The 12,754-nt window shown below is 72.9% G+C and carries 5 protein-coding genes; all 5 read left to right on the forward strand.

All coding sequences use genetic code 11. The annotated features are described in order from the left end of the window. Positions 1–47: 47 nt before the first annotated feature. The 5 genes from ACZ5CR_RS03920 to ACZ5CR_RS03940 all read left to right on the forward strand — a co-directional run bounded on the left by ACZ5CR_RS03920 (position 48) and on the right by ACZ5CR_RS03940 (position 12,724). Complete coding sequence (locus ACZ5CR_RS03920; RefSeq protein WP_468853302.1) at positions 48–1,145, forward strand: TauD/TfdA family dioxygenase; 1,098 nt, start codon at positions 48–50, stop codon at positions 1,143–1,145. Further along, positions 1,142–4,312: a non-ribosomal peptide synthetase gene (locus tag ACZ5CR_RS03925; protein WP_468853303.1), complete on the forward strand. Its 3,171-nt coding sequence runs from the start codon at positions 1,142–1,144 to the stop codon at positions 4,310–4,312. Before ACZ5CR_RS03920 ends, ACZ5CR_RS03925 begins: the two co-directional genes overlap by 4 nt. Continuing rightward, positions 4,309–10,830 carry an amino acid adenylation domain-containing protein gene (locus ACZ5CR_RS03930; protein WP_468853304.1) on the forward strand — a complete coding sequence of 2,174 codons (6,522 nt, stop codon included), beginning with the start codon at positions 4,309–4,311 and terminating at the stop codon, positions 10,828–10,830. The genes ACZ5CR_RS03925 and ACZ5CR_RS03930 overlap by 4 nt, the downstream gene beginning before the upstream one ends. Further along, positions 10,827–12,455 carry a cyclic peptide export ABC transporter gene (locus ACZ5CR_RS03935; protein ID WP_468853307.1) on the forward strand — a complete coding sequence of 543 codons (1,629 nt, stop codon included), beginning with the start codon at positions 10,827–10,829 and terminating at the stop codon, positions 12,453–12,455. The genes ACZ5CR_RS03930 and ACZ5CR_RS03935 overlap by 4 nt, the downstream gene beginning before the upstream one ends. 68 nt (positions 12,456–12,523) lie before the next feature. Continuing rightward, the gene (locus ACZ5CR_RS03940; protein WP_389900310.1) at positions 12,524–12,724 is read left to right on the forward strand and encodes an MbtH family protein; all 201 of its coding nucleotides are present in this window, start codon (positions 12,524–12,526) and stop codon (positions 12,722–12,724) included. Positions 12,725–12,754: the final 30 nt, after the last annotated feature.

A 12,754-nucleotide genomic window follows, 5' to 3' on the forward strand; every position in this document is an offset into this window, starting at 1 on the left:
CGCGCAAGCCCTAGCGGGCCACCGACGACCTTCGGAGAAAAGAACACATGTCACTTCGTACGTCCCGCATGCCTCAAGAGCCGCTCAGGCGACGGTCCCTGACGGATGCCTCGGTCGTCACCTTCGGCTCCCTGGAGCCCGCGGCCCTGCCCGTCCTCGCCACGCCGCAGCGTCCCGGCGTCCCGCTGACCATGTGGGTGCGGGCCAACGGGGACCTCGTACGCGAGCAGCTGCATCGACACGGCGCGGTGCTCTTCAGAGGTTTCGACGAGGGCGCCGACGCACTGCGCCCGGTCGTGGAAGCCGTCGGAGGGGACGACGCCCTCTCCTACCAGGACGGCGCCACACCGCGCAGCGAGCTCGGCGACGGCATCTACTCCTCCACCGAATACCCCGCCGACCAGACCATCGAGATGCACAACGAGGCCTGCTACAGCTGGAGTTGGCCTCGCGTCCTCGGCTTCGCCTGCGCGCTGCCCTCGCAGACCGGAGGGCAGACCCCGCTGGCCGACTCCCGAAAGGTGCTGCGGCGGCTGCCCGCCGACCTCGTCACCCGGCTGGAGAGGCACGGGGTGAGCTACGTGCGCAACTACACACCCGGCGTCGGCATCCCGTGGCGGGACGCGCTGGGCTGTGACGAGAGCGGCCTGGACGCGTACGCCGAGCGGACCAGGGTGCGGGTGGAGCGCCTTGCGGATGACCACCTGCGCACCGAGGCCGTGCGACCCGCCGTCGCGCGCCACCCGGACACCGGCGAGTGGGTCTGGTTCAACCAGGCCACCAGCTTCCACTTGACCACCATCGGGGACGAGTTGGCCGCCGAAGTGCTCGGCCAGGTCGGGCCGCAGCGGGTGCCCAAGACGAGCAGGGCCGGAGACGGCAGCGAGTTCACCCGGGCGGAACTCGACGCGATCCGTGCCGCGGTCGCCGCGGAGTCGACGGCCTTCGACTGGCGGCTCGGCGACGTACTGGTCGTCGACAACCTGCTGGCCTCGCACGGCCGGGCGCCCTTCACCGGCAAACGGGAGATCCGCGTGGCCATGTCGGCCGCGGCGAACTGGCAGGACGTGGAGGCCCGGCCCGCACAGGCAGGCACCCCCACGCAGGACAGCACGATCACTCAGACGAACGGGGAGAGACGGTGAACACGGCTACCTCCACAGCGGCCGCCACGGCGTCCGCTCCCGCCGCGGAGACCTTCCGCGCGGGACCGCACCAGCACGACGCCACGCAGGACGACACGGTGACGACGCTCGTGCTCCAAGCCCCGGCCGCGGTGCCGGGATCAGCGCTGGCCGCCGCGGTCGAGACCGTGACGCGACGGTACGAGGTGCTTCGCACCGAGCTCGTGCCGTCCCCGGCAGGCGGAGCGCCCACCCAGCGCGTCCTCGCCGGGCCACTGTCCGAAGGCCCCGAGGGCGCGGAGAGACTCTGGACCGCGGCACCCGCCGCCGACGGACGCGTCGAACTGACGGCATCGGCCCGCGTCCTGGACGCGGATGGCCTGATGCTGCTCGCGGGCGAGCTGGAGCGCGAGCTGGAACGCGGGCCGGCCGAAGCGGGCCAGGACGCCGGACCGGACGAGGACGTACTCCTCCAGTACGCCGATGTCGCCGAGTGGTTGCACGAGGTGCTCGCCGACCCCGACGCGGCCGGTGCCCGCGCGAGCCAGGAGAAGGCGCACAACGGATTCGACGACGCCGAGGAGACGGTGGCGCGGGTACGCTCGCTGGCGCCCGCACAGCCGGCGGTGAGCGCCGGTGCCACGGCGGAGGCGGTACGCGGGGCGGTACGGAAGGTCACTCTCCCGAACCTGTACCCGGCCGCCGACACCGAGGCGGTGCTTCTCGCCGCCTGGCTGGTGGTCCTGCAACGGTTCGGCGGCGCGCAGGCGCTCGCCGTCCGGGTCGGTACCGGACTGCGGGAGGTGCCCCAACTCGGTGCCGCGCTGGGCCCGTTGACGGCCTGGCCCGTGATCAGGCAGGAATTCGACGCGGGACGGACCCTCGACGACGTCGTGGCCGAGGTGCGGGCGGCGCGAGCCGCACAGCGCGAGGTCGCCGAGCTGATCAGCGACCTGTCCGCGGTGAACGCGCCGCTCGGCTTCTCGTACCTCGAGGTGCCGGAGCGCGTGGGCGACTGGTCCGTCGTGTCGCTCTCGGCGCGAGGCACTGGGCCGGGGCTCCGCCTCACCGCTGTGCGCCGCGGCGAGCTGGTCGAACTCCGCCTCGACGGCGCCCAGGCGCCCGGGCTCGGCACGGAAGTGGCCGACCGGATCCTGGATGCCCTCGCCGCGGTCCTGGAGCAGGGCATGCGGAAGCCCACGACCCAGGTCGGGCGGGTGGAGCTGGGCGACCCCGCCGCACCGCCGACCGCGCCCGCGACCTCCACGGCCGTCGCCTGGGGGGACGCCACCCTGGCAGGCCTGATCGCCCGCGCCGCCGGAAGGGCCCCCGAGGCCGTCGCGGTGCGCTGCGCGGAACTGGAGCTGACATACGGTCAACTCCTCACCTCAGCCGACCGTTTGGCAACGCGCATCGGCGCCGCTCTTGAAGACGTCGTCGCGGTCATCGTGCCGGACCCGGTCACCCGCCTGGTGGCCCAGCTGGCCGCGCTGCGCGCCGGAGCCGCGTATCTCGTGATCGACCCGGACGACCCGGCCGAACGGATCGCCGCCCTGCTGGCCGACGCGTCCGTCCGTCACTGTGTGGTCACGGCGGACACCGCACCCCTGCTGGGCGACGGCAGCGGTACCACCCTGATCCTCGTCGAGGAGGTGGCGGAGGACGAGGAGAGCGCGCAGGACAGCGGGGACGGCCCCGCCCTGAGTGGGGCCGGGCAGCGCCACGAGGGCGATACGGCATCCGGCCCGGATGACCTCGCCTACCTGCTCTTCACCTCGGGTTCCACCGGGCGGCCCAAGCCCGTCGCCGTCACCCACCGCAACGTGGTCAACTACCTCGGCTGGCTTGCCGACGCGGGCCTGATCGGGCCGGACACGGTGCTGCCCGCGACCGCCGCCCCGGTCTTCGACGCCTCTGTCAAGCAGGTGTGGGGGCCGCTGGTGCTCGGCGGCACGGTCGTACTGCCACCGGCCGGGGAGCGGCCCGCCGAAACCCTCGCCGCGGCGCTCACCGGCACGGGAGCGGGCGCCGCCGTCACCACCGTCAACACCGTCCCGCGGCTGTGGGACGAGACGCTGCGGACCCTGGAGACCGCCGACGACGCGACCGGCCCGCGCGAGCGAAGCCTGGACGTGCTGCTCGGCGGCGAGGCCCTCACCGCCGACCTGGTGGAGCGCACCCGGCGGCTCCTGCCCGGAGCACGCCTCTGGAACCTGTACGGGCCCTCCGAGACCACCGCCAACGCCAGCGCGGGGATCGTCACCGGCGGCGACCGGGTCAGCCTCGGCGGCCCCGTCGGCGCCACCACGCTCCACGTACTGGACGAGGCGATGACACCTGTGCCGCACGGTGTGATCGGCGAGCTGTACGTCGGCGGCGCCGGGGTCGCTCGGGGGTACGCGGGCCGGGGCGGGCTGACCGCCGAACGGTTCGTGCCCGACCCGTTCTCCGGCGCGACGGGCGCCCGGCTCTACCGCACCGGCGACCTCGTCCGTACCGGCGCCGATGGCCTGCCGGAGTTCTGCGGGCGCGCCGACGGCCAGCTGAAGGTGCGCGGCCACCGCGTCGAGCCCGGCGAGATCGAGGCCGTCCTGCTGCGGCACCCCGCCGTGACCGCCGCCGTCGCCGACGCGCGCGACGACCGCCTGGTCGCCTGGGTGGTGCCGGGCCCGGACGGCCCGCCCACCGTGGCGCAGCTGCGCGAACACTGCGCGGTCCTGCCCGCGTACCTGGTCCCGGCGGTCTTCGTCGCCCTGGAACGGATACCGCTGACGGCGCAGGGCAAGACCGACCGGCGCATGCTGCCCGACCCGGCGGACGGACACCTGGAGCAGGGCGGCGAGTTCACCGCCCCGCGCACCCCGGTAGAGATGGTCGTCGCCGAGATCTGGCGCACCGTCCTCGGCGTCGGCCGCGTAGGAGCCCACGACAGCTTCTTCGCGCTCGGCGGCGACTCCATCCGCGCCATGCACACTGTCGCCCGCGTCCGCGAGCTGATGGGAGCCGAACTCCCCCTGCGAGAGCTGCTCGGCGCACCCACTGTCGCCGACCAGGCGAACCTGCTGCTCGCACACGACCAGGACGGCTCGGTCCGCGACTTCGCCGAGGCGTTCGCCGCCCTCGACGACCCGGCCGACGCGACCACCACCGCTGGCTCCACCGACGACGCCACCGAGGAACAGATATGACCGATTCCGAACGTCTCGAGCGAGCTCGGCGCGCCCTGGCCGCCCGACGCCCCCAGCAGCAGACCGACACCTCGCGTGTGCCCCGGCGGCCGGATCCCGCGCAGGTCGTCCTCTCGGAGAGCCAGCTCCAGCTGTGGACGGCACACGCCCTCGACCCGACCGGCAGCGCCTACACGGTGCCGGCCGCCCTCGACATCGAAGGCCCCCTGAACGCCGAGGCGCTGACCAGGGCCTTCGACTGGATGCTCGCCCGGCACGAAGGGCTGCGCCTGGTCACCGATGACGTACGCGGCAAGGTGCACGCCCGGCTCCTGCCCGAAGCGCCCCCGCTGCGCCGCGCCGATCTGACGGACATCAACAGCACCGACGGGGACGCCGCCGAGCGGCGCCGGGACGAGCTGACCGAGTCCGAGACGCGCACGCCCTTCGACCTGGAGGGCGGCGGGCCGCTGGCGCGCGGTCTGCTGATCACTCTGGCGCCGGACCGCCACCGGCTCGTCGTCGCCTTCCACCACCTCGTCGTCGACGGCCTGTCGGTGAGCGTCCTCATCCAGGAACTCACCGCGGCCTACGAGGCGTTCCACACCGGCGGCACTCCGCCACCGACGTCCGAAGGCCCCTCGTACACCGACTACGCCTGGTGGGAGCTGCACAGCGAGGACGCACCCGCCCGGGAGGCGTCGCTGGCCCACTGGCGTGCTCAGCTCGAGGGCGCTCCGCGCGGCCTGAGTCTGCCCTTCGACCATCCGCGCCCGGACACCCCCGGTCATCAGGGCCGCCACCTGGTGCGCAACACCGGGCCCGTGCTGCGTGACAGTGTCGAGAAGTTCGCCGCGGGCTGCGGTGTGTCCGTCTTCGCCGTCCTGTACGGCGCCTGGCGTGCGGTGCTGCACCGCGCCGCCCTCACCGACGACCTCGTGATCGGTGTCCCGGTGGCCAACCGGGTACGCCCCGAACTCCGCGGCACCGTCGGCCCGTTCATCAACACGCTGCCGCTGCGCAGCCGACTGCGGGACGGCGCGACGCTGCGTACGCTGGCCCAGGAGTCGGCGAGCACGATCGCCGACTCCCTCGACCACCAGCACGTGCTCACCTCGGAGGTGACCGCGGCCGTCGGCGGCAGCACCGGATCCCCGCTGTTCGGCGCGATGTTCGCCTATCTCGGCGAGGACCGCTCCCGGCTGCGCCTGGGCGAGGCCGCCATGACGCCGGTGACCGCCGAGACCGCCACATCCAAGACCGACGTCACGCTCAGCGTGGTCAACCGCGGCGACGACTTCGAGCTGATGCTGGAGTACGACACCGAGGTGCTGCGCGAGTCCACCGCCGCCGCACTGCTCAGCGCCTACCTCCGGCTGCTGGCCGAGGGACTCACCGCCCCCGACCGCGGCGTGCGGCTGCTGCCCGTCGCCGAACCAGGCGCGCTGTCCGGGCCACTGGCCGAGTCCGCGGTCGAGCACGCCCTCGACCAGGCGTTCCTGCGCTCGGCCGCCCGCCACCCCGAGCGCACCGCCCTGCACTGGCAGGGAGAGGTCATCTCCTACGCGTCACTGGCGGACCGCGCCGACACCCTGGCACGGCACCTGGTGGCGCGCGGCGTCCGGCCGGGCGAGCGCGTGCCGCTCTACCTGGAGCGCGGGCCCGCCCAAGTGGTGGCGATCCTCGCGGTCCTGCGAGCGGGCGCGGCCTACGTCCCGATCGACCTGAGCAACCCCGCGGACCGCATCCGTCACGTCCTGTCCGACAGCGGCGGCCGCGTCGTGGTCTGCGGCGAGCAGGGCGCGGCCGGTCTCGGCGAAGGCCTGCGGCAGGTGTCCGTCGACGAGCACGGCCGCCCCCGCACCGACCTGGACACCACCGGGACCGAGCTGCCCGAGCGGCACCCCGGCGATGTCGCCTACGTGATCTACACCTCGGGCTCCACCGGCCGCCCCAAGGGCGTCGAGGTCGCCGACTCCCAGGTGCTGCGGCTGTTCTCGGCGACCGCGCGGCGCTTCGGCTTCGGTGCCGACGACGTGTGGAGCTACTTCCACTCGTACGCCTTCGACGTGTCCGTCTGGGAGCTGTGGGGCGCGCTGCTGCACGGCGGCGAGCTGGCCCTGGTGCCGGACGAGACCGCCAAGTCGCCGCAGGACCTGCTCGCCTTCGTCGAGCGGCTCGGCGTCACCGTGTTCAGCCAGACGCCGTCGGCTTTCAAGGGCGTGGTGGCCGCCGACATCGCCGAGGGCTCCACGCGTGAACTCGCCCTGCGGCACGTCGTCTTCGGCGGCGAGCGGCTCGACGTGAACACGCTGCGGCCCTGGATCGAGGAACGCGGCGACCGCGCCCCCGTCCTGGTGAACATGTACGGCATCACCGAGACCACCGTGCACTCCACGTTCCGCGTCATCACCGCGGCCGATCTGGGCGACCGCACCGGCAGCCCCATCGGTGTGCCGATCGACGACCTGTCCCTGTACGTCCTCGACGAGGGCCTCAACCCGCTGCCCCCCGGCATGGTCGGCGAACTCCACGTCGGCGGGGCGGGAGTCACCCTCGGCTACTGCGGCCGGGGGGCGCGCACCGCCGAACGGTTCGTGCCCGACCCGTTCTCCAGCACCCCGGGCGCCCGTCTGTACCGCAGCGGGGACCTGGCCAGGGTCACCGAGGACGGCGAGTTCGAGTACTGGGGCCGCGCCGACGCACAGGTGAAGATCCGTGGCTTCCGGATCGAACTGGGAGAGGTGGAAGTCGCCCTCGCGACCCACCCGGGCATCACGGCCGCGGTCGCCGATGTACGCGGCGAACAGCTCGTGGTGTGGCTGGTGCCTGCCGCGGGCCAGGAGCTTCCCGCCGTGCCCGAGCTGCGCGAACACGCCGCCGGACTGCTGCCGACGTACATGGTGCCCGCGGTCTTCGCCGCCCTCGACAAGGTGCCCCTGACCGTCAACGGCAAGGCGGACCGGCGCACGCTGCCCGACCCGGCGCAGGTCAGGCTCGACGCCGGCACCGAGTACACGGCGCCGCGCATCCCGCTCGAGGAGACCGTCGCCGGTGTCTGGGCCGACGTCCTTGACGTCCCGCGGGTCGGCGTGCACGACAACTTCTTCGTACTGGGCGGGGACTCGATCCGCGCGGTGGAGATCACCGGCGCACTGCGCGCCCTCGGCCACGAGACCCGCGTACACGCCGTGTTCCGCCACCAGACCGTCGCCGAGTTCGCGGCCCACCTCTCCGAGGCCCGGGTCGAGTCCCTCGACCGCGCCGAGCCGTTCGAGATGATCGGCGCCGACGACCACGCCGCGCTCCCCGCGGACGCGGAGGACGCCTACCCGCTGACCGCCACCCAGTCGGGCATGCTGTACCACCTGCATCTGCACCCGGAAGCGGGCATCTACCACAACACGGTGAGCGTGCGGATGCGTGGCCGCCTCGACGCGGAACTGCTGCGCCGGGCCCTCGCCGACACCATGGAGCGCCACCCGGTCCTGCGCACCAGCATCTCCATGGACGGATACTCCGAGCCGCTGCAGATCGTGCACCGCGACGTGGAGCCGCGCCTCACCTGCTTCGACCTGTCCGGCCTCGACGCGGAAGCACAGCGTGCCGAGATCGACGCGTTCGTCGCCCGCGAGCGCGCCGAGCACCTCGAACTGGAGTCTGCCCCGTTGCAGCGGCTCGCCGTCCACCAGGTCGGCGACGGCGAGTTCCAGCTGACGGTCAGTGAGAACCACGCCATCCTCGACGGCTGGAGCTGGACCTCCACCCTGGCGGAGATCCTCAGCCGCCAGTCGGCGCTCCTTGACGATGCCCCCGACTACGACAGTCGCTGGCCCGAACTCCCGCTGACCTACGCCGACTTCGTGAAGACGGAGCGAGCGGCGGCCGGGGGAGCGGACACCGCCGCGGTGTGGCGCGAGCGCCTTGCCGACGCCGAACCGCGGGCCATCGAGGACCTGCGCCCGGTCGGCACGCCCCAGGTGCGCCGCATCGAGGTCGACATCGACGCGGAGACCTCCCAGCGCCTGGCTCTGCTCGCCAAGGAGGAGGGCCTGCCCCTCAAGAGCCTTGCCGTGGGCGTCCACTTCAAGGTGCTCGCCGAGGCCCTCGCCGTGACCGATCCGGTCACCGGCATGGTGATGCACGGACGCCCCGACCTGCCCGGCGCCAAGGACCTGCGCGGCCTGTTCATCAACATGCTGCCGACCTCGGTGACGGTGCCCGGCGGCAGTTGGCGCGATCTCGCGCGGCGCGCTTTCGACGAGGAGCGCTCCCTCCTCGAGCACCGGCACACCCCGCTGATCAGCGTGCAGCAGGCGCTCGGCAACGACCCACTGTTCGACGTGGGAGTGAACTTCGTACGCTTCCACGCGCTCGGCGAGGTCCTCGACACCGGCGTCGTCGAACTCGTCGACCACCATCCGGCATCCGCCGAGGACACCAACTACGCCGTGATGGCGACCTACTCGGTGCACCCGCCCGCACACGAGCTCGGCCTGATCCTCGCCTTCGACAGCGACCGGGTCTCCGACGAGCGCGCCGCCGACCTCGCCGAGATGTACGCGCAGGCGCTGCGCCGCTTCGCCGCGGACGCCGACGCCTCGCACGACGTGGCGAGCCTGCTGCCGTACGACGCCGATGCCGCGGCCCGCAGAGCCGACGGCGGCACGCTCGACGTGCCCGCCGGAACCCTGGACGAGGCCATCGCCGCCGTCGCCGGCGCGCGCCCCGGCGCGGTGGCGGTCACCGGCCCCGGCGGCGCCCTCACCTACCGTGAGCTGACCGAGCGGGCCACGGCGGCCGCCACCGGCCTCGCCGCCGCCGGAGTGCGCCGCGGCGACCTGGTCGCGGTGGTCGCCCGGCGCGGCGTCGACCTGGTCACCGGACTGCTCGCCGCGATGGCGGCGGGCGCCGCGTACGTGCCCGTCGACCCGGAGCTGCCCCTTGAGCGGATCGCTCACCTGATCCGCGACTCGGGCTGCCGGACCGCGCTGGCCGCGCACCTCACCGACGACGACGCCCCGGTGCTCGCGCTCCTGGCCGAGGAGAACGTCACCGTGCGCACCGTCGCCGACGCCGCCGCCACCACGGGCGCGGCCCCCCAGCGGGCCGACGGCGACGATCTCGCCTATCTGATCTACACCTCCGGGTCCACCGGCACCCCCAAGGGCGTGGGCGTCACCCACCACAACGTCCTCGCCTACCTGCGGGCCTCCGCCACCGTGGTCGAGCCCACCGGGCAGGACGTGGTCGCGGTCCGCTCCACCTTCACCTTCGACCTGTCGGTCTGGGAGCTGTTCGCCGGTCTGGTGGCCGGCGCCCGCATCGACCTCGTACCGGGCGACGTGGCGGCCGACGCACAACAGCTCCACGCCCACCTCCGCGCCGCGGGCGTCACCATGCTGGCCACCACGCCGACCATCGCGCAGGAGCTGGCCGCGGTGGACGGCACTCCCGACACGGGTGGCGCCCCGATCGGGCTGCGGGCGCTGCTCCTGGCCGGCGAGGAGGTGGTGCCTGCTCGGTTCGCCGACTGGTTCGCGGGGCCTTCCGCACGCGACTGCCGGGTCCTGAACTGGTACGGGCCGACCGAGGCCACCGTCCTGATGACCGTCGCCGAACTCACCGTCGACGTCACCCGCAGGCAGCGCGCGCCCATCGGCGGGCCGGTGCCAGGCTCCACCATCTGGGTCCTCGACGAGCAGATGCGACCGGTGCCGCCCGGCGCCGCGGGCGAGCTGTTCATCGGCGGCGTCCAAGTGGCGCGGGGCTACTGGCGGCGCCCCGGCCTCACCGCCGAGAGTTTCGTGCCCGACCCGTTCTCCGGCCTGCCCGGTGCGCGTCTCTACAGGACGGGCGACCGCGCCCGCCACCGGGCCGACGGCCAGCTGGAGTTCCTCGGCCGCTTCGACAACCAGATCAAACTCCGCGGCCACCGCATCGAACTCGGCGAGGTCGAGTCCGTACTGCTCGACCACCCGGGCGTGGCCGACTGCATCGTCGTGGTGCACGGGGCCGCGGGAGCCTCGCCCCGCCTGGTCGCCTACGTGGTGCCCGAAGGGCCTGACCTGGACCGCACGGAGCTGCGGACCCGAGCGGCCGGACGGCTGCCGCGGTACGCGCTGCCCGCGGCGATCAGACTGATCGAGCAGATCCCGCAGACCGCCAGCGGCAAACTGGACCGGCGCCGCCTGCCCGCGCCCACGGCCGACGACTTCCTGGGCACTTCGGGGAGCACACAGTCCGCCAGGGACGACACCGAACGGGCGCTGCTCGGGCTCTGGCAGGAACTGCTCGGCCTGGAAGGGCTCGGTGTCCGGGACCACTTCTACGAGGCCGGCGGCCACTCGCTGCTCGCCACCAGGCTGCTGCTGCGCATCCGGCGTCAGTTCGGGGTGGCGCTGCGGGTGCAGCAGGCCATGGCGGACTTCACCGTGGCCGGGCTCGCCGACCTGATCAGGGAGGCGTCCCAGGAGACCGCCACGGCGCCCGCCACCGCGGCCCCCGACACCACGGCGACGCAGGAAGGGCGGCGATGAAGTTCCTCTCCCTGCTCGTGAGCCGGTCGCGGGCGACAGTGATCGCGGCGCTGGTCGCCGGACTGGTGTCCGGCGCCGCCACCGTGGGCCTGATCGCCGTGCTCCAACGGGTCCTGGAGCGGCTCGACGACCCGGGTGTCCGGCTGATCGCAGCCTTCGCCGCGGCGGCGGTCACGGTCCTGCTCGCCGGGGCGCTCTCCTCCGTCCTGCTGATCCGGCTCGCACAACGCTCCATCCAGGAGCTGCGGATGGAGCTGTGCCGTCGGATCCTGGACAGCGGGATGCGGCGGATCGAGAGCATCGGCCCCGCCCGCCTCCAGTCCGCCCTCACCGACGACGTACAAGTGATCACGAGCGCGGTCAGCAGCGTGCCCCTGCTGTCCATGAACGGCGCGATCGTGATCGGCGCCTTCGTGTACATCGGGGTGCTCTCACTCAAGATGCTGCTGGGCATGGTCGCGGTGCTCGCCGTCGGCCTGGTGCTCTACCAACTCCCGGTGCGCCGGGCAGGCGCCCATCTGCGCCGGGCCCGCGAGCACCAGGACGTCATGCACGCCCACCTGGAGAGCGTCACCCGCGGCGCCAAGGAGCTGAAGCTCGACCGTGAGCGCCGCGCGGCGGTCCTCGACGGCGGGGTCGGTGCCACCGGCAGGCTCCTCGTGCGGGACACCACCCGGGGTGTTTCCCTGTACACCGTCGCGGGTTCCTGGGGGCAGTTGCTCTTTCTCGCCTGCATCGGCATCATGCTGTTCGCCGGTCCCCGCTTCGACATCCCCGCGGACGACCTGACCGGATTCACCCTCGCCGTCACCTACATCAACACGCCGCTGGTCACCGTGCTCAACCTGATCCCGGCGATCGGCCGGGCGGGAACGGCACTGCGCTCGCTCAACGCCCTCGACCTGGGCGACGAGAGCGGCCTGCGGGTACCCGAACCGCGCGGTGGCGAGCGGGCCGCCGGTGCGGAGGTGCGGCTGCGCGGTGCGGTCTTCCACTACGACTCCGGCGCTGACGACACCGCATTCCGGGTCGGCCCGATCGACGCCGACTTCACGCCGGGCACCATCACCTGCCTGGTCGGAGGGAACGGCAGCGGCAAGACCACGCTGGCCAAGATGATCTGCGGGCTCTACCCGCCCAGCGGCGGCGAGATCAGCCTCAACGGCACACCGGTGGAGGGGGACCGGATCGCGGAGCTGCGGCAGAGCGTCGCCGGGGTCTTCTCCGACGTCCACCTCTTCCGCACCCTGCCGGCCCACCCGAACGCCGACAGCGAGGCCAACCGGCTGCTCGCGCAGCTCGGCATGGAGAGCAAAGTAACCGTGCGCGACGGGGAGTTCTCGACCATCGCGCTCTCCACCGGCCAACGCAAACGCCTCGCCCTGGTCTGCGCCCTGCTCTCCGAGCGGCCCGTGCTGCTCTTCGACGAGTGGGCCGCCGACCAGGACCCGGAATTCCGGGAGTTCTTCTACACCGAAGTCCTGCCCGCCCTGCGCAAACAGGGCAAGACAGTGATCGCCATCACCCACGACGACCGCTTCTTCGACGTCGCCGACCGGATTCTCAAACTCGACCGCGGCATGGTCGTCGACCCCGCGGCCGTGGCGGCACCCGCCGCCTCCTGAACCCGCACAGCACCTCGCGCCACCAGCACCTGCCCGAACCACGTCCGCACACCTTGAGGAGCACAGCCATGTCCGAGGCCACTCTCTACGACGTCGTCCGCAACGACGAGGAGCAGTACTCCCTGTGGGACGCCGAGCGTGAACTCCCGGCCGGTTGGCACCGGGAGGGAACCCGGGGCACCCGCGAGGAGTGCCTCACGCACATCGACCGGGTCTGGACCGACATCCGCCCGCTCAGCGTCCGCGAGCGCCATGCCCGTCACGCATGACATCCAGCCGGCTACCCGACACTCCTAGGG

Source organism: Streptomyces sp. NPDC031274, from assembly GCF_055570235.1.

Coding starts and splice junctions, on each gene's coding strand:
- ACZ5CR_RS03930 (WP_468853304.1), top strand. CDS start 4,309: ATGACCGATTCCGAACGTCTCGAGCGAGCTCGGCGCGCCCTGGCCGCC.
- ACZ5CR_RS03920 (WP_468853302.1), top strand. CDS start 48: ATGTCACTTCGTACGTCCCGCATGCCTCAAGAGCCGCTCAGGCGACGG.
- ACZ5CR_RS03935 (WP_468853307.1), top strand. CDS start 10,827: ATGAAGTTCCTCTCCCTGCTCGTGAGCCGGTCGCGGGCGACAGTGATC.
- ACZ5CR_RS03940 (WP_389900310.1), top strand. CDS start 12,524: ATGTCCGAGGCCACTCTCTACGACGTCGTCCGCAACGACGAGGAGCAG.